The 18,026-nt window shown below is 39.8% G+C and carries 17 protein-coding genes, 1 other RNA gene, 1 pseudogene and 1 riboswitch; of the genes and pseudogenes, 11 read left to right on the top strand and 8 right to left on the bottom strand.

The annotated features are described in order from the left end of the window. The first annotated feature begins 52 nt into the window (after nucleotides 1-52). Complete coding sequence (locus ACLIJJ_RS03515) at nucleotides 53-232, top strand: YqzE family protein (RefSeq protein ID WP_233313179.1); 180 nt, start codon at nucleotides 53-55, stop codon at nucleotides 230-232. Nucleotides 233-279: 47 nt separating this feature from the next. Here ACLIJJ_RS03515 and ACLIJJ_RS03510 read toward each other — a convergent pair whose 3' ends face one another. Both ACLIJJ_RS03510 and ACLIJJ_RS03505 read right to left on the bottom strand, forming a co-directional pair. Further along, nucleotides 280-1,077, bottom strand: coding sequence for a YqhG family protein (locus tag ACLIJJ_RS03510; RefSeq protein ID WP_251644988.1), 798 nt, complete (start codon nucleotides 1,075-1,077; stop codon nucleotides 280-282). Then, nucleotides 1,046-2,755, bottom strand: coding sequence for a DEAD/DEAH box helicase (locus tag ACLIJJ_RS03505; RefSeq protein ID WP_233313181.1), 1,710 nt, complete (start codon nucleotides 2,753-2,755; stop codon nucleotides 1,046-1,048). The genes ACLIJJ_RS03510 and ACLIJJ_RS03505 overlap by 32 nt, the downstream gene beginning before the upstream one ends. A gap of 371 nt (nucleotides 2,756-3,126) precedes the next feature. Continuing rightward, nucleotides 3,127-3,217, top strand: a riboswitch (glycine riboswitch). A gap of 275 nt (nucleotides 3,218-3,492) precedes the next feature. Here ACLIJJ_RS03505 and gcvT point away from each other — a divergent pair. From gcvT to gcvPB, 3 genes are read left to right on the top strand one after another with little or no spacing between them, the layout of a single operon-like run. After that, nucleotides 3,493-4,590, top strand: coding sequence for a glycine cleavage system aminomethyltransferase GcvT (gene gcvT / locus ACLIJJ_RS03500; RefSeq protein WP_411410555.1), 1,098 nt, complete (start codon nucleotides 3,493-3,495; stop codon nucleotides 4,588-4,590). A 20-nt stretch (nucleotides 4,591-4,610) separates the two neighbouring features. Next, complete coding sequence (gene gcvPA, locus ACLIJJ_RS03495; protein ID WP_251644991.1) at nucleotides 4,611-5,957, top strand: aminomethyl-transferring glycine dehydrogenase subunit GcvPA; 1,347 nt, start codon at nucleotides 4,611-4,613, stop codon at nucleotides 5,955-5,957. Next, nucleotides 5,950-7,404: an aminomethyl-transferring glycine dehydrogenase subunit GcvPB gene (gene gcvPB, locus ACLIJJ_RS03490; RefSeq protein WP_411410554.1), complete on the top strand. Its 1,455-nt coding sequence runs from the start codon at nucleotides 5,950-5,952 to the stop codon at nucleotides 7,402-7,404. Before gcvPA ends, gcvPB begins: the two co-directional genes overlap by 8 nt. 85 nt (nucleotides 7,405-7,489) lie before the next feature. On the opposite strand, the gene ACLIJJ_RS03485 is transcribed toward gcvPB, so the two are convergent. Beyond that, entirely contained in the window at nucleotides 7,490-7,870 is a 381-nt protein-coding gene (locus ACLIJJ_RS03485; protein WP_233313184.1) for a rhodanese-like domain-containing protein, read from the bottom strand. Nucleotides 7,871-8,061: 191 nt separating this feature from the next. Between ACLIJJ_RS03485 and ACLIJJ_RS03480 the strand changes: the two genes are divergently transcribed. Then, a complete protein-coding gene (locus ACLIJJ_RS03480) occupies nucleotides 8,062-8,898 on the top strand; it encodes a lipoate--protein ligase family protein (protein ID WP_233313185.1) in 837 nt (278 codons plus the stop codon). Nucleotides 8,899-9,017: 119 nt separating this feature from the next. Next, nucleotides 9,018-10,043, top strand: coding sequence for a spore photoproduct lyase (gene splB / locus ACLIJJ_RS03475; RefSeq protein ID WP_233313187.1), 1,026 nt, complete (start codon nucleotides 9,018-9,020; stop codon nucleotides 10,041-10,043). A gap of 42 nt (nucleotides 10,044-10,085) precedes the next feature. Here the strand turns inward: splB and ACLIJJ_RS03470 are convergent, their stop codons facing one another. Continuing rightward, nucleotides 10,086-10,289, bottom strand: coding sequence for a spore coat protein (locus tag ACLIJJ_RS03470; protein ID WP_233313189.1), 204 nt, complete (start codon nucleotides 10,287-10,289; stop codon nucleotides 10,086-10,088). A gap of 202 nt (nucleotides 10,290-10,491) precedes the next feature. On the opposite strand from ACLIJJ_RS03470, the gene ACLIJJ_RS03465 reads away from it, so the two are divergent. Further along, nucleotides 10,492-11,376 (top strand): patatin-like phospholipase family protein, encoded by an 885-nt coding sequence (locus ACLIJJ_RS03465; protein WP_233313190.1) that lies wholly within the window; start codon nucleotides 10,492-10,494, stop codon nucleotides 11,374-11,376. A gap of 110 nt (nucleotides 11,377-11,486) precedes the next feature. Here the strand turns inward: ACLIJJ_RS03465 and ACLIJJ_RS03460 are convergent, their stop codons facing one another. Both ACLIJJ_RS03460 and ACLIJJ_RS03455 read right to left on the bottom strand, forming a co-directional pair. Then, complete coding sequence (locus ACLIJJ_RS03460; protein WP_233313192.1) at nucleotides 11,487-11,861, bottom strand: SA1362 family protein; 375 nt, start codon at nucleotides 11,859-11,861, stop codon at nucleotides 11,487-11,489. A gap of 171 nt (nucleotides 11,862-12,032) precedes the next feature. Continuing rightward, nucleotides 12,033-12,971, bottom strand: a complete 939-nt coding sequence (locus ACLIJJ_RS03455; protein WP_233313193.1) for a DUF1385 domain-containing protein — start codon at nucleotides 12,969-12,971, stop codon at nucleotides 12,033-12,035. Between the two features lie 206 nt (nucleotides 12,972-13,177). On the opposite strand from ACLIJJ_RS03455, the gene ACLIJJ_RS03450 reads away from it, so the two are divergent. The 4 genes from ACLIJJ_RS03450 to ssrS all read left to right on the top strand — a co-directional run bounded on the left by ACLIJJ_RS03450 (nucleotide 13,178) and on the right by ssrS (nucleotide 15,743). Beyond that, the gene (locus ACLIJJ_RS03450; RefSeq protein WP_233313194.1) at nucleotides 13,178-13,726 is read left to right on the top strand and encodes a YqhR family membrane protein; all 549 of its coding nucleotides are present in this window, start codon (nucleotides 13,178-13,180) and stop codon (nucleotides 13,724-13,726) included. 126 nt (nucleotides 13,727-13,852) lie between these two features. Continuing rightward, nucleotides 13,853-14,914, top strand: coding sequence for a M24 family metallopeptidase (locus tag ACLIJJ_RS03445; RefSeq protein WP_233313195.1), 1,062 nt, complete (start codon nucleotides 13,853-13,855; stop codon nucleotides 14,912-14,914). Between the two features lie 21 nt (nucleotides 14,915-14,935). Then, nucleotides 14,936-15,493, top strand: coding sequence for an elongation factor P (efp, locus tag ACLIJJ_RS03440; RefSeq protein WP_233313196.1), 558 nt, complete (start codon nucleotides 14,936-14,938; stop codon nucleotides 15,491-15,493). Between the two features lie 57 nt (nucleotides 15,494-15,550). After that, nucleotides 15,551-15,743, top strand: a non-coding RNA gene (ssrS, locus tag ACLIJJ_RS03435) — 6S RNA. Between the two features lie 240 nt (nucleotides 15,744-15,983). Here ssrS and ACLIJJ_RS03430 read toward each other — a convergent pair. Further along, nucleotides 15,984-16,382 (bottom strand): annotated as a pseudogene (locus ACLIJJ_RS03430) (M23 family metallopeptidase); the annotation flags it as partial. A 104-nt stretch (nucleotides 16,383-16,486) separates the two neighbouring features. Further along, nucleotides 16,487-17,863, bottom strand: a complete 1,377-nt coding sequence (locus tag ACLIJJ_RS03425) for an alkaline phosphatase (protein WP_411410553.1) — start codon at nucleotides 17,861-17,863, stop codon at nucleotides 16,487-16,489. Nucleotides 17,864-18,026 lie beyond the last annotated feature (163 nt).

The raw sequence follows: 18,026 nt of genomic DNA, 5'->3' as shown, positions 1-18,026 counted from the left end.
TAGAGTAAAGATAGGTTGGTTAAACTAATCCGTAAAAAGATTAAGGTGAGTTATGAAAACAAATGATTATGTAAAATATTTAACGCAGACATTTGTACAGTACATGGACCAACCGAAAGAGGAACGTCAAAAAATAAAGGCGGCAAAGCGTGGGGAAAAAGAGCCGTTTATGCTGAGATGGTTTGGAATACTTCCGTATGTGTTCGTTTATTTTTTCAGGAAAAAATATTAATAGGCAAAAGGATGAATCCTAAGATGTTTGGGATTCATCCTTTTTATTTATACGGCATCAGAAGCTAAATAAAACAGTCCGCCATTTATGATAGAAACATTGATTTTTGGTTCATATTGTTCTTTTAATGCCAGCCGTTCAATCTCCAAGCTTTCCATCCGGTCTTCTTCTGCGTCTTCATAAAAATGCTCCAGCAGCTTTAAGTCCTTCGACCATCTTCCTTTCGCTTCTTCCGCCCATTGATGATCCTCTTGGAGGATAGTTTGTTTAATTGTGTTCTCAATCCTTATCATCCCGCTTTTAGGCATTATTAACGGTGAAAGTGTGAAGGCATAGTCTGGTATTTTGGCAGAAAGATTAAGCTTATTCACCGTTTGATGAAAGTTATCGACTAGCTGACCGTTAATAAGCTGCAGTCCAATAGAGCGAAACACATCCCTTTTGCGGTCGCATTGGTAAGAAATTTTCACGTTCATAGACAGCCAAGGACGCAGTGGTGTGTGCATATTTTTTTGTCCTGGAATATTCTCATATAAACGAATATATCCAGATAGTCTTTTGGCGCAGGAAAACAATTGATGCAATCTTGGAGATCCAAAATGAATCAGCTCTCCTTTTAAATCCTGTGGTGCTTTATTTGGATCTGTTATTAATGTAAGTCTGGCGGGGTTAGGGACACCGCCAGTTTTTTCTACATAGTGCCAATAAAAGGGGCGGTTCATCAGCTCTTTATCTAAATCAATTGTCAATTGTACAATCATATAGCCCTCATTTTCTTCTATCAGCTCACAATCATTTGCCTGAAAAAACTGTTTAAGAAATTGATGAATTTCTTGCTGCTTCATAGTTGTCACCATCCTTTAGATTTTGCGCAAATTCTATCATACTTGTGAGGTTATCCATCTTAATGCGCATCTCTCCCTCTGAATTTGAATTGGTGAATATATCATCCATATATTCTTCCATATTGCCAAAGTCCAGTTTTGTGAGAATATCGTCCAAATCGCCGATAACTTTTTCAAAAAGATGAATTTTTTCATACAATAATTTAAGAATATGGTCTTCAACAGTATCTCTTATAGCAAAGTTGTAAATCATCACATCCTTTTTCTGACCGAGTCTATGAATCCGGCCAATCCGCTGTTCAAGTCTCATTGGATTCCAAGGAAGATCAAAATTGATGATATGGTTGCAAAATTGCAAGTTAATGCCTTCTCCGCCTGCTTCAGTGGCAATCAACACTTGAGCATGGTTTTGGAACAAGTCACGCATCCAGTCCTTTTTCCCTCTTTTAAATCCGCCTCTAAAAGGAACGGAAGTGATGCCATGCTGCTTTAAGTACCATTGAAGATATAACTGAGTTGCTCTGTATTCTGTAAAGATAATCACCTTATCATCGACATTTTTTATGAGCTCGAGCGCTTTTTCTGCCTTGGAGTTTTTCGTGATTGCCATGATTTTGCTGCCGAGCAGCTGGATTTTATCTTGAAACTCCTGAGTGGGATTTTCGGTTTTTTTCATCATGTTCTGCAATGTATAATACACAGCTTCTCTGCTGCTGCAGGCTTCTCTCTGTAATGTTATCATCGAGAATGGACTTCTTGTGCCCGCTTTCTCATCGTCAGCCTCATAGCCTTTGAGAGATTCGATAGTGTTATAAAGTTCTCTTTCTTCCTCTGTAAAATCAATCGTAACGGCTTCAACAACCCGTTTTGTCCACTCAATTCCCGTATCGCTCCTGCGATTTCGAATCATTACCTTATTAACAAGTTCTTTTAAATGCTCATCATCATTAACAGAGCGTGAATCCTTTTTATATTTTTCGTAAAAGGCGGTTTCACTGCCTAAATGTCCAGGCTTCAATAAGGAAACAAGATTGAAAATTTCACTCACCCTGTTTTGAATAGGGGTTGCTGTCAGTAATAAACAGAATTTCTTTTTAAGATTTTGGACAAATTCATAGTTTTTTGTTTTATTGTTTTTTAATTTATGAGCCTCATCAATGATGACAAGGTCATAGTCCAAATTGTTGATGATACTTCTATGTGGTTCTCTTTTAGCTGTATCAATAGAAGAAACGACAATATCACACTGTTCCCAAACATAGCTTTTCCTTTGCGACACAGCCGGAATGAAAAATTTGCTGTTTAACTCCATTGACCATTGTGTGACAAGGGAGGCAGGAACAAGTATCAGCACTTTTTTTACTAACCCTCGAATCATATATTCCTTTAGAATAAGCCCAGCCTCAATGGTTTTTCCTAACCCGACCTCATCAGCCAGGATTGCTTTCCCGTTCATATCCTCGATTACTTTTTTGGCAACCTCCAACTGATGGGGCAACGGTGTCAAATCAGACAAATGCTTTGGTGCCTGCAAGCCTTCAAATTCAGGAATGATTGTATGCTGTTCTACTTCCAAAGCTAATTGGAACAGCTCCCAATTAGACCATGGACCATCATCATTCATTTTTTTCAGCAATTCTTCCTTCCAGGTTTGGTCGAAGTTGATGTTAATTGTCATATGCTGCCATCCTTTCTGTTATTTACTGGTACGTATGAACGATATAGAACATCTTGAATTATCAAAAAATATTCAAAAATCATAAAAAAGTTATTGCCTTGATATGATTGTAAATGTTAGGATAGTGGTGTAAAAAGTTTTCTGTTTTGTCGTATTTTTGGATATTTTGTCGGTAAAACATGAACGAATTTAGCGTTATTATATAAAAATAATCGCCTTTACTAAAAAGAACGATTTTTAAGAATTTTTCATAGTTATCTATTAGTATGGCCATATTGAGGCAATCTATCCATTTGAACAGGAGAGCATTGCTAAAAAAACCAATAAAACCTTAGAAGTTTTATTATTTAAATTTTATATATACATAGCGGATGATAAATAGGGGAGAGACTACATTATGTAGCGCCGAAGGAGCAAGCAAATCCTTGTGAATCTCTCAGGCAAAAGAACTCTATTTTGACGCAGCTCTGGAGAGTGCTGAGATTTCAGAAATATTGGAATCAGCTAAAAAGTAAATCTACTTTTTGACAGCCACCAAAGGGGACACCCGATTCATTTCGGTAAACTTTCAGGTGCAAGGACAGAGACCTTTCTTTATCCAAAGGATATTAGGGGAGGTTCTGTCCTTTTTTGCGTGCTTTTACAGTCCCCCCTAAGATAGGATAAACGTAAAATCCGGTTAAGCAGTGGATCTTATCATGCAATAGGAAGATAAATAGTGGAATGGGGATGAGAGGATGAATGAATTAAAACAGACCCCTTTGTATGAACTGTACAAGGAGTATGGAGGCAAAACGATTGATTTCGGCGGATGGGATTTGCCTGTTCAGTTTTCCAGTATTAAAGAAGAGCATGAAGCAGTTCGCACAAAAGCTGGATTATTCGATGTTTCTCATATGGGAGAGATTGAGGTAAAAGGTAAAAACAGCTTAGATTATCTGCAAAAGATGCTGACAAACGATGTCTCTAAAATCCAAATCGGCAAAGCGCAATATTCAGCGATGTGCTATGAAAACGGCGGAACAGTCGATGATCTTCTCACATACAAGCTTGGCGAAAACCACTATTTGCTCGTGGTTAATGCATCCAATATCGATAAGGACTTCGCATGGCTTGCAAGCCATGTAGAGGGAGAAGTAGAGCTGTCAAATCTATCAAGCGATTATGCTCAATTGGCTCTGCAAGGCCCGTTGGCAGAAGAGACGCTTAAGAAAATCAGCAGCGCTAATATAGCTGAACTCGGTTATTTTCAATTTCAGCATACAACTGTCAGCGGCAAGGAGGTACTGTTGTCAAGAACAGGCTATACAGGCGAGGATGGTTTTGAACTATACTGCAACAAAGAGGATGCTGCCCATCTGTGGAGAGAGATTTTAGATGCTGGGAAGGATTCCGGTGTTATTCCATGCGGTCTAGGTTCAAGAGATACGCTTCGCTTTGAAGCGACTTTAGCTTTATACGGCCAGGAGCTTAGCAAGGATATTTCTCCATTGGAAGCAGGGATTGGATTTGCCGTAAAGCTGAATAAAGAAGCTGACTTTATCGGCAAAGCTGCCTTGAAAGAACAGAAAGAATCTGGATTGCAAAGAAAGCTTGTTGGGATTGAAATGATAGATAGAGGGATTCCACGACATGGCTACAAAGTCTATGCAAACGGTGCTGCTACCGGTGAAGTAACAACAGGAACACAATCACCGACATTAAAGAAAAACATCGGTCTTGCGCTGATTTCCAGCAATTATGCAGAAGTCGGTAAGGAAGTGGAAGTGGAAATAAGAGGGAAGCTTGTAAAAGCACAAGTGACAGCTACTCCATTTTATAAAAGGAACAAGTGACAATGACAGGAGGAATAAGAATGAAACACCGCTATTTGCCAATGACTGAAGAAGACAGAAATGCCATGCTTAAAGCAATTGGGGCAGATTCTGTTGATGAGCTGTTTTCTGATATCCCTGAAAGTGTACGGTTTAAAGGGGAATACAATATTAAAAATGCGAAAAGCGAATCTGCACTATTAAAGGAACTAAGCAAGCTGGCTTCAAAAAATGCAGACAGCAAGTCAAATGTCTCCTTTTTAGGTGCAGGAGTTTACGATCATTATGCTCCTGTTATTGTCGATCATGTTATTTCAAGATCGGAATTTTACACAGCATATACGCCGTATCAGCCAGAAATTTCCCAAGGGGAATTACAGGCAATCTTTGAGTTCCAGACAATGATTTGTGAGTTGACAGGCATGGATGTTGCCAATTCCTCCATGTATGATGGTGCAACTTCACTTGCAGAAGCTGGAATGCTCAGCGCCGGTGCAACAAAAAGAAAGAAAATTCTCCTGTCAAGCTGTGTTCATCCTGAAGCAAAAGAAGTCGTAAAAACTTATGCAAAAGGCCAGTATATTGAAGTGATTGAAGTGCCGCATAAGGATGGAATTACAGATGTGGAAGTGCTGAAAACTCATATGGGTGATGATGTAGCAGCAGTTATGATTCAATATCCTAACTTCTTTGGCAGAATCGAGCCTTTGAAGGAGCTCGAAGAAGTCATCCATGCCAATAAAGCAATGTTTGTTGTATCAAGCAATCCGCTAGCTCTTGGAGCATTAACACCACCTGGAGCGTTTAAGGCAGACATCGTCGTTGGTGATGCCCAGCCTTTTGGAATCCCACAAGCATTCGGCGGACCGCACTGTGGATATTTCGCTGTTACTTCTAAATTGATGAGAAAGGTGCCAGGAAGACTTGTCGGACAAACGGTTGATGAGAACGGAGCTGTCGGTTTTGTTTTGACACTTCAGGCTCGTGAGCAGCATATTCGCCGTGATAAAGCGACGTCCAATATATGCTCCAACCAGGCGCTGAATGCTTTAGCTGCGTCTGTGGCAATGACTGCACTTGGAAAACTTGGGGTTAAGGAGATGGCATTGGCCAACATTCAAAAAGCTCATTATGCAAAGATGAAATTGAAGGCAGCTGGCTTTGAGATTCGCTTTGAGGGACCTTCTTTTAATGAATTTGTAGTAGATTGCAAGTCTCCGGTTGCTGCTATTAACAGAGCATTGCTGAAAAAAGATATAATTGGCGGTTATGACCTCGGCAGGGACTATGAGGGAATGGATCATTGCATGCTGGTTGCTGTAACAGAGCTGCGTACAAAAGAAGAAATCGACGAATTTGTCAAGGAATTGGAGGATTATCATGGATAAACATCAACCCCTCATTTTTGAAAACAGCACACCCGGGCGAATCGGTTACAGCCTGCCAGAAATGGATATCCCAGAACTAGACGTAAACGAGCTGATTCCAGCAGAGTATATTCGCACGGCACCGCCAGAACTTCCAGAGGTTTCAGAGCTGGATATTATGCGTCATTACACCGCTCTTTCTAAACGAAATCATGGGCTTGATTCCGGATTCTATCCACTAGGTTCATGCACGATGAAGTATAATCCGAAAATCAATGAAAATGTAGCAAGGTTCAGCGGATTTGCTCATATCCATCCATTGCAGGATGAAAGCTCTGTTCAAGGTGCACTGGAGCTGATGTATGATCTCAAGGAGCATTTAATGGAGATTACAGGTATGGATGAAGTGACACTTCAGCCTGCGGCAGGTGCTCATGGAGAATGGACAGGATTAATGATGATTCGTGCATACCATGAAGCAAATGGAGATACATCTCGCACAAAGGTAATCGTCCCAGATTCTGCACACGGAACAAATCCTGCATCGGCGACAGTTGCCGGCTTGGAAACAATCACAGTAAAATCGGATGAAAATGGTCTTGTTGATTTGGAGGATTTGCGGAGAGTGGTCGGTGAGGATACAGCAGCACTTATGCTGACAAATCCAAACACACTAGGGCTATTTGAAGAAAATATTCTCGAAATGGCCCAAATTGTCCATGACGCAGGCGGCAAATTATACTATGACGGGGCAAACTTGAATGCTGTTCTTTCTAAAGCAAGACCTGGCGATATGGGATTTGATGTTGTTCATTTAAATCTTCACAAAACATTTACAGGACCTCATGGCGGCGGCGGTCCAGGTTCAGGTCCAGTTGGAGTAAAGGCTGATTTGATTCCATTTCTTCCAAAGCCAGTCATTCAAAAGGTTGGAGAGGAATATGTATTTGACTATGATCGTCCATTATCTATTGGAAGGGTTAAGCCTTTTTACGGGAACTTCGGAATTAATGTCCGTGCATACACATATATCCGCTCCATGGGACCAGACGGCTTAAAAGCAGTTACGGAAAACGCAGTTCTTAATGCGAACTATATGATGAGAAGATTAGCGGAATTTTATGATCTGCCATTTGACAAACACTGTAAGCATGAGTTTGTATTAAGCGGGCGCCGTCAAAAGAAACTCGGTGTTCGTACATTGGATATTGCGAAAAGACTGCTTGATTTCGGCTACCATCCGCCGACAATTTATTTCCCGCTTAATGTAGAGGAATGTATTATGATTGAGCCAACAGAGACAGAATCAAAGGAAACATTGGATCAATTCATTGATGCAATGATTCAAATTGCTAAAGAAGCAGAAGAGACACCAGAGGTTGTTCAGGAAGCACCGCATACCACAGTAATCGGACGTCTTGATGAGACGCTTGCTGCGAGAAAGCCAGTTCTTCGCTATCAAAAATAAATAAAGTAGGATTCCCCCCCGTTGTCATAGAAGCAATGGGGGGAATTTATGTACATAAAAAAGGACACTAAAAAGTGTCCTTTCATCATTTTGTTTTTACTTTTCCAGACCATTTTTTAAAGCCGCCTTGCAGCTGTGTAAGCTGTCTGTAGCCTTTACGGTGTAAAAATTGAGCGGCTCTTCCGCTTCTCATCCCGTTTTGGCAATATAAGTAAACAGGCTTGTCCGAACGAATTTCCCCTTTTCTCATTTTTAATTGAGATAGAGGAATGTTTCTTGCCCCAAGTACGTGTCCAGCATTAAATTCATTTGGTTCTCTGACATCAATCAGCTGGGCTTTTCTGTACCCTTGGCGGAACTCCTCTTCTGAAATCGTTTTAACTATCTTGCGTTGATAGAGGTATACGATTATAGAATAGATAGCAAAAATTGCTATCGCAATTAAAAGAGTATATACTGCTTGCAATTCTCATTTCTCCTTTCGAATACATGTTGCTCTACTTCTATTATATAAGTGAAACCTTATTGTAGTAAAGCAATAGTTTACAGGGAATGCTGGCAAGTTTTTTTACAGCTTGTTTCTTTTCAACTATTGATGTTTTTGATAGACTTAATCACGTGCATAATACATATTTTAACGTAAAAGAGGGTTTACTTATGATGAAAGAAACATGGAGATTTATTGATTCTGGCAACTGTTCCCCTTCTTTTAACATGGCATTAGATGAGGCGCTGCTAGATTGGCATTCTGCTGGAGATTTTCCTCCTGTTATTCGCTTTTATGGATGGAATCCGGCAACATTATCTATCGGCTATTTTCAAAGAGTAGAAAAAGAAATTGACATGGACGCTGTAAAGGAATTGAACTTAGGGTTTGTGAGAAGGCCTACAGGGGGAAGAGGCGTGCTTCATGAGCATGAGTTAACATATAGTGTTATTGTGTCTGAGGAGCATCCGGATATGCCGAAAACAGTAACAGAAGCATATCGGGTTATTTCAGAAGGTATTCTGCAAGGCTTCCAGCTTCTCGGCCTTGATGCGTATTTTTCCGTTCCGAAAACAGAAGAGCAAAAAGCTTCACTAAAGAATCCGCGCTCTGCCGTATGCTTTGATGCGCCAAGCTGGTATGAGCTTGTAGTGGAAGGCAGAAAGGTTGCAGGCAGTGCTCAAACTAGACAAAAAGGCGTAATCTTACAGCATGGCTCTATTTTGCTTGATCTTGATGAAGACAAGCTGTTCCGTCTGTTTAAATATTCGAGTGAACGAATTAAAGAGAGGATGCAGGCGGCTTTTAAGGAAAAGGCAGTAGCAATCAATAATTTGACAGACAAGAAAATTACAATTGAGATGGCAAAAAAAGCATTTAAAGAAGGATTTGAGCGAGGTCTCAATATTGACTTGCAGGAATATGAGCTTAACCAACAGCAGCTGGACTATGTAGAAAAGCTCGCTAAAGAAAGATATGAAAACAATGAATGGAACTTTAAAAGATAAAAACAAGCTAAACGGCTTATATCGATTGAGGATGGGGATAATTCCCTGTCCTCTTTTTTTTGTTTTGGCAAACATTAAACATATAGCCATAATAAATTACGAAAGGGCGAAATTTTACTATGAAGCCGTTTGTTCCCCAATTAGTTTATATAGAACCGAAAGCATTAGAATACCAGTTAGGAAGAGAACTAAAGGAAAAATTTGAAAAGATGGGTCTTGAAATAAGAGAAACGACCTCGCATAACCAGGTGAGAGGCATTCCAGGTGAAACAGAGCTTCAGCAGTACAGAAATGCTAAATCTACTCTTGTTGTCGGCATCAGAAAAACATTAAAGTTTGATACGTCAAAACCATCAGCAGAATATGCCATTCCGCTTGCGACTGGCTGTATGGGGCATTGTCATTATTGTTATTTGCAGACAACGCTTGGAAGCAAACCGTATATACGGACATATGTCAATCTGGAGGAAATATTTGATCAAGCGCAAAAATACATGGACGAACGAGGCGATCAAATTACAAGATTTGAGGCTGCATGTACATCAGATATTGTAGGACTTGATCATTTAACGCATTCTTTGAAAAAAACAATTGAATATTTCGGACAGCAAGACAGAGGCCGTCTGCGTTTCGTAACAAAATATCACCATGTCGACCATTTGCTTGATGCAGAGCATAACGGCAGAACAAGATTCCGGTTCAGTGTGAATTCCCGTTATGTAATAAAAAATTTCGAGCCTGGGACTTCTACCTTTGATGAACGGCTAGAGGCTGCCAGAAAGGTAGCTAATGCAGGCTATCCACTTGGCTTTATTGTCGCGCCTATTTATTTGCATGAAGATTGGAAGGAAGGCTATTACGAGCTGTTTGAAAGGTTGTCCGAAAGTCTGCAGGGCGTCAATCTCTCTAATCTGACATTCGAGCTTATTCAGCATCGCTTCACAAAGCCAGCTAAAAGAGTCATTGCAAAAAGATACCCGAAAACTAAGCTTGAGATGGATGAGGAAAAAAGAAAATATAAATGGGGCAGATACGGCATAGGAAAGTATGTTTATCAAAACGATGAAGCAAAAGATATGGAGGATACAATCAGAGGCTATGTATCTCAGTTCTTTCCTGAAGCAGAAGTTGCTTACTTCACATAAAGATGATGCGCATAACAAGAGTTATGCGCATTTGTCATTATATTAATAATAATATCCTCCGTAAGGGTAGCCGAAGCCGCCATAAGGATAACCGTATCCTCCATAAAGGGCAGGGCCAAGCAGAGCTCCTGTCGCAAGTCCGCCTAAAACACCAAGACCAAATCCTGCTCCTCCAAATCCAGGTCTTCCATAACCAAATCCAGGTCTGCCAAATCCATAAGGTCTTCGAACATCGTGATGCTTCATGATGAAATACCTCCATTTTTTTTATCTATACGCTTTTATTTTATGTGCAGCAACCTATAAAAGATTGGATGAATGTCCCAGCATGTAAATAAATCAATAGGGAATTGTGGATTTACGTAAATAAATGGCTTGCCTGCTGTACTATTTTTCTGTTTTCGATATTAAAGTGTAACAATGCTGCAATAAAAGGGGAGAAGGCATTATGCACATAGATGGAGTGTTTTCAGGCGGTGGCATAAAGGGTCTTGCCTTGATCGGGGCATGTGAAGTGCTGGAAGAAAAGGGATTTGAGTTTGTTAGAGTGGCAGGGACAAGTGCTGGTTCTATTATTGCCGCGTTTGTTGCTGCAAAGTATACGAGTAAAGACATTGCGAAAATGCTGGAAGAACTCGACTTGTCCACACTTCTCGATGAACGCAAGCTTCTCGTTCCATTTCCATTTGCGAAATGGCTGTTTCTTTATTGGCGACTTGGCTTATATAAAGGCAATGCATTAGAAAGGTGGCTGGAGGAGAAGCTTGCTTATAAAGGGATTAGGACATTTGCAGATTTGCCTCCAAACTCACTGCGGGTGATTGCATCTGATATTACAAATGGTGTGATGGTTGTTCTTCCGGATGACTTGCCTAAGTATGGAATTGATCCAGGCAGTTTCTCTGTTGCAAAGGCCATTAGAATGAGCTGCAGTCTTCCTTTCTTTTTTGAACCAGCAACCCTTGGAACAAAACAAAATAAAAGCATTATTGTAGATGGTGGCGTTCTCAGCAATTTTCCGATGTGGCTTTTTGATAAAGAAAATGTAAAAAAAATCAGACCGGTTATTGGGCTAAAGCTAAGTCATAAACAGTCAGAGCATCCAAAACATATGATAAAAAACGCTTTTCATTTGTTTGGTGCGATGTTTGAGACAATGAAGGATGCCCATGATTCCAGGTATATTTCGCGCAAGCATGAAAAGAATATCATATTCATTCCCTCTGAAGGAGTTATGTCTACTGAATTCACCTTAACGAAAGAAAAACAAGTTGAAATAATTCAGATGGGCCGAGACTATGCCAATAAATTCCTACGCTCATGGACTTATTAATAAAAAAAGTCGAACCTGCCTTTAGGATAAGTTCGACTTTTTTTACATAGAACAAAAATATTTATAAATGGCAAAAAGGAGGCAGGGAATTTGCCTTCTTTAAAAACAGGTCAAAAAGTTGCCCGATTTTTCTTTTTGCTTTTTTTTCCTTCAATGACAGTCAAGTGTGCACTGCTCGCGCTTCTCTTCTTGCCTTTGAAGGATGCAGGTTTTGCTTGGACGCCTTGCTTTGGCAAGGTTTTCCCTTTTGTATGTTGTCTTTTTTTCGATCTTTTTGCTGCTTTGACAAAAGCCTTCTGCTCTTTTCTTTCAGGGCTAGCTTTGGAAAAACGTCGCACGATAAACCAGATGAGAAGTCCAACAACAACTAAAGAGAGTATGTTTTGCATAAACCCAACAGGATTGGAAACAACAGACGATACCAAACCTATTAAAGCAAGTAAGCAGACGATTCCAATAACAAAAAAAGGAATTCGATTCTTCAAGAAAAAGCCACCTCCCTAAAAGCATGATGAGCATTTTTTACAACTTTTAAACTCGTATTAAAAAAAGTTTATTCACAGCTACGAAAATTGTTGCTTTGGTGAAGCGCTGTACAAAATAATTTTTTTTGGTGTCCTATAATATGCAATATCCCCTAAATATAAGAATATTAATCAGCTGCTAACTAAAATTGTATTTTCTGTTTCTTCTTCTCTGCGCTTTAATTCCTTAAAGGAATAAATGGCTACTTCTACTTGATCGTCTGTCGGCTCTTTTGTTGTCAAAAGCTGCAGCCAAAGACCTGGCAATCCTAAGTATTTTAAAACCGGGATATTTCTCAATTTATTTGTAAATTGCAGCACCTCAAATGAAATTCCAAGCACGACAGGAATTAAAGCAATTCTGCTTACTATCCGTTCAACAAATGAATCTGTCGGGAACAGCAAATATAGAAAAAGACCAACAAATACGGTAAACAAAATAAAGCTGCTGCCGCATCGATAATGGAGCCTTGATTGAGCTTGAACATTTTCTACGGTTATTTCTTTGCCATTTTCAAAAGCATTGATCACTTTATGCTCCGCACCGTGGTATTGAAAGACCCGCTTTATAAGAGGGGTTAAGGAAACAAAGTAAATATAGCCAAGCAAAAGCAGCAGTTTAATGAAGCTTTCAAGCAAAATTTGAGCAACATGTCCGCTTATAACAGGCTTGAAAAACTCAGCCAAAAAGGCAGGAACTAACGTGAAGATAAATTTGCCGAACAGAAAGGAAAGTATACCGATTGCTGCTACCCCTAAAATCATTGTCATTTTAGAAGGTTCCTTTTCTTCAATTACATTATCGTCGGCAGGGTCTACGTCATAGCGATCTGTGGAGAAATTTAAATGCTTTGTACCATTTCCGCTTGATTCAATGATGGCTACAATCCCTCTGATAAAGGGGATTTTTTTTAATTTAGCCAGCTTCGGATTATGTTTTCTCGGCAAATGGAAGTAATCAATCGATTGATCTTTACGTCTTATAGCAGTCACATAATGATGTTTTCCGCCAAACATAACACCTTCTACAACTGCCTGTCCTCCGAATACTGGTTTTTGCTTATTTGACATGAATATTTACACCAACCTCAGGTTAAATTAGGGTGGAAAAGCAAATGCGTAATTGTTTTCTCTGTTGGATGTGAGAGGTTGTCTCAAATCACTGTAAAACCCCTAATTACATATTACTAAAAATTTAGAGAAACAACTAGCCTGATGAATTAGGAGCATTTGCAAAAAGGAAGGTATGGAAGAATCTTTTGCAGGAGGCATAGGAAATGAATAATGAAAATGAAAGAGAAGCGGAAAATATCAGCGGAATTTCAAAGGAGCCATCCATGCATTTCATCAGCCTTGTTGTCTGGACAGGATTATTTGGCGGAATTTTTTGGGCGTTCATCGGATTCATCGCTTATTATTTTCATATGACAGAAATAAGGCCGAATGTCATCTTGGAGCCATGGGCATTAGGAAGCTGGAAGACTAGCTGGCTTGGAACCATTATCAGCATTTGTGCTATCGGATTTTTTTCTTTAATGGCTGCTTTCGGCTATTATCTTTTGCTGAGAAGATTCAAGTCCTTCTATATAGGTTTAGGATTTGGCATAATGGTTTTTGGTGTGGTCTTTATTATCTTAAATCCTATTTTTCCGAGTATAAAGCCATTTTTGCAGCTCAGTCTGAATACCATTATTACGTCAGTTTGTCTGTATATGCTGTGGGGGGTATTTGTCGGTTATACGATTTCTTATGAGGAAAGCGAAATACGGACAAAAAAACAAAAAGAAAAGAAGAGTGAGGCGAACATTTCGGGTAGTGAAGGATAATTAATATATGATAGAATGTTCTACATGAGCATTCTTTTTTTATAGCAGGCAAAATTTTTAAATTATTTATCAATGAGTTTGCACATTCGGAAAAAAACGAAACTAGTAATCGGGGAGAGAACCTTAATGGAGAAATTAAAAAAATTACGAGAAGCTTTGGCAGCTGCAGGTGTTGACGGAATTGTAATAGCAAGCAATTTTAACCGCCGTTACATCTCTAACTTTACAGGCTCAGCAGGTGTTGTGTTAATCAGCGGGGAAGAAGCTAAGTTCATTACAGACTTCCGTTATACAGAACAAGCAGCCAGCCAATGTGTTGGTTTTGACATTGTTAAACATACAGGCCCAATTCAAAAGGAAGTGGCAGAACAAGCAGAAAAGCTTGGTATAAAAAAATTAGCTTTTGAACAGGACTATATGACTTTTACAGAATACAGGCTGTATGAAACAACGTTTAAAGGAGAACTTGTACCAGTTTCAGGCATTGTAGAAAAGTTACGCTTGATTAAGAGTAGTGAAGAGATTAAGATATTAAAGGAAGCAGCGGAGATTGCAGATGCCGCTTTTGCCCATATCCTTAAATTTATTACGGTTGGGAAAACAGAATTGGAAGTTTCGAATGAATTAGAGTTTTTTATGAGAAAAGCAGGTGCAGTATCATCATCCTTTGATACAATTGTCGCTTCTGGAACAAGATCTGCATTGCCTCACGGTGTGGCATCAGAAAAAGTGATTGAAGCCGGTGATTTTGTGACAATGGATTTCGGAGCATATTATAAAGGGTATGTTTCTGATATTACGAGAACAATTGCTGTTGGCAAACCAGACGATAAGCTAAAGGAAATATATGATATTGTCCTCCAAGCTCAGCTTAAAGGAATGGAAGGAATCAAGCCGGGTCTTACTGGCATTCAGGCAGATGCGCTGACTCGTGATTACATAAGTGCACATGGGTATGGTGAATATTTTGGCCACTCTACAGGTCATGGAATCGGTTTAGAGGTCCATGAAGGTCCTGGACTATCCTATAAATCGGAAACAGTCCTTGAGCCCGGCATGGTTGTAACAGTTGAACCAGGCATCTATATTCCAGGTCTGGGTGGGGTTCGCATAGAGGATGATACCATCATAACAGATGATCATAATGAAGCTTTAACCCATTCACCAAAAGAATTGATTATTTTATAGGACTTAACAGGAGGATCTTTTATGATTTCAGTAAACGATTTTAAAACAGGTTTAACAATTGAAGTGGATAACGGAATTTGGCGTGTCTTGGATTTCCAACATGTTAAACCAGGAAAAGGCGCTGCATTCGTGCGTTCTAAATTAAAGAACTTACGTACAGGAGCAGTTCAAGAAAAAACATTCAGAGCTGGCGAAAAGGTTGGAAAAGCACAAATCGACAACCGTAAAATGCAATACTTGTATGCAAGCGGCGATCAGCATGTATTCATGGACCAAGAATCATATGATCAAATCGAGCTATCTGCTGATGCGATTGAATATGAATTAAAGTTCTTGAAAGAAAACATGGAAGTTCATATCATGATGTACCAAAGCGAAACACTTGGCGTAGAGCTTCCAAATACAGTTGAGCTTGAAGTAACAGAAACAGAGCCTGGCATTAAAGGGGACACAGCTTCTGGCGGTACAAAGCCTGCAATCTTAGAAACAGGTCTTTCTGTGCAAGTTCCTTTCTTTATTAACCAAGGCGACAGATTGATTATCAATACAGCTGAAGCGAGCTATGTTTCCCGCGCGTAATTAGTTTACGGTTTTTACCATTTGCGTTTCAGGATGGGATGCTGTATTATATAAATATAAACGCTGCGTTGTACGTTATCGTATGAAGTTTCAACCTTTATCGTTAATTAGGGAGTTCTATATTAAAGAAGGATCAGCATGCCTTTATGACATGTTCCTAAAGGACATATGAAGAAATCTTTTGCGAACACCCACCTGGTGGAGCAGGTTTTGAAACTCCATACACCTAAGCGGCAAATGCGGCAAAAAAGAAGAGAACTTTGTTCTCTTCTTTTTTTTTGTATCTGCAGGGACAAAATTAAGAATTACTTGGAATGACAAGCTTTTGACCTACATAGATTTGATTGATGTTTCCGATATTGTTGGCCTCTGCAATGGCTCCGACAGACACGCCATACTTCTGGCTGATTTCAGAAAGCGTATCACCGGCAACAACAGTATAAGATTTAGCAGGCGTGGCAGGAGCGGTAGTTGTTTGCTGGTTTTCCTCCAAGTAAGGAAGGGGATTGACAGCATTGGACTTGGCACTGTTCCATCTGCCTTTGTGAAGTTCAAAATGCAGATGTTGCCCAGTAGATTGCCCTGTACTGCCCATAATGCCAATTGTTTGTCCAGCTTTCACTCGCTCACCGACAGATACTCTTCTGGAACCTGCGCGCAAATGTGCATAAACAGTTTCCCAAATTTGCCCGCCGAGCTGATGGACAATCATAATGCACTCCCCATAGCTTGAAGAAACATAAGAGCGGGAAACAGTTCCGTCAGCAGCAGCTGCAATTGGATTTGTCCCGGATTTCGCAAAGTCTACCCCGAAATGCTTGTTTGATCCAGAGTAGCGAAAAGGATTGCTCACATTGGTAACGGATGTTGGCCGCCTAAACATGGATATCACCTCCATGATAGGATATTCAAAACAGAAAGTAAAAGTTTGGACAAGTATTGTCCATTTTCAAGGAAAAAGGCAGAGCAACTAAAGAAGCTCTGCCTTTTTTCTTATTTACTTACAAAATCATAGCCTTTTAATTTGGCTATAATTTTTGGAATATCTGTATTTTCAATCACACCATGAAATTCCTCTGCACCTTTGCCAACTGCGAACAAAGCAATCATATTGCCTGTATGACCGCCTGTTGTGCTGCTGAGCTGCTGGGTTGGTCTATCCATTAAGCCGGCGTGAAAATGAGAGGCGATCATTCTCCCGATTTCTCTGCCGACCTTTTGTTCAGGGTAGAGTTTGCCATTGTCCTTTTTAATTTTTTTATTAAAGTCAGCTAATTGTTCCTCTGTTAGCGTGATGTGTGCATATGTTTGGAATACAAAAAGAATGCTTTCTTTCGTGTAGGTGCCCGTTTTTTCGTCTTTTTGTAATTTTTGGGCCATTAATTCAGGACTTATAGAAATGTTCTTCAACCCTTTTATGTCTAACGGCTCTGTCAACGATAAACCCATCGTTTCGTGATCTGCAGCGACAAGTACTAATGTGTCGTTTCTTTTTTGCGCCCACTCCACACAATATTTAACAGCTTCATCAAATTCAACCGTTTCCTTCCAAATGCCAGTTAAATCGGCGGAGTGAGCGGCATGGTCAATTCTTGCACCTTCAATTACTGCAAAAAAGCCTTTATCTCCCTTTGCGAGAGTTTCTAGCGTCTTGTTCGTCATTTCTGATAAAGTAGGTTCTTTGCTTTTTAGTTCTTCCCGATCTTGTTTATAGGAGAGATGTTTGCTGGCAAATAGACCTAATAACTTACTTCCTTTCATTTTGGCAAGCTCCTCATTCGTAGTGGCAATAGAATATCCGAGGTCTTTATATTTTCTTACGAGCGCTTCGTCTTTTCCAAAATACATAGAACCGCCGCCCATAATTACGTCAATCTGATTTTTTAACTGTTGTTTGGCAATTTCCTCTTGATCTGCCCACCTGTCTTTAACACTAGCTGTAAAGCTGGCAGGAGTTGCATCTGTCACACTATTAGTCGTAACAATTCCTGTCTTGCTCCCATTTTCCTTAAAAACATCCAGTATGCTTGGGTGTTCTTTACCGTCTGGGGTGAGACCGATCATTCCGTTGTTTGTTTTTTTGCCAATGGCGATTGCTGTTCCTCCTGCAGCAGAATCGGTCACATTATTGTTGGCAGAATATGTTTTAACTAAAGCTGTGTATGGCAGGGATTGTAAAAACAAACCGCCACTTTTCCCATGCTCAAAAACACTGGCAATCTCCATTTGACCCATTCCCATTCCGTCTCCAATCAGAAGAATCACATTTTTAGGGGCGCCGTTTGCTGGCTCTGCTGAACAAGCAACGCTCCCGGAAATGGTACATATGGCAATCACGATACAAATGCAGCGAATTATTGTGTTTTTCATCGTTTAGTCCCCTTTTATAAGAATTGTTTCTTATATCTTTTGGAATCAATCTTCATTTTAGTCGCCAGTTAAAAGAATAGGCAGGCATATTATGGTTTTTGTTTTCATACATTCTAGTAAGTGGCATAGTAAGCCATCCGTTTTAATGATTTAGGATTGATGG

This window comes from Niallia laureatilytica (assembly GCF_046613985.1).
Taxonomy (GTDB): Bacteria; Bacillota; Bacilli; order Bacillales; family Cytobacillaceae; genus Niallia.
Note: the sequence above shows the minus strand (reverse complement) of the source record. Positions and strands in the feature narration are given on the sequence as shown.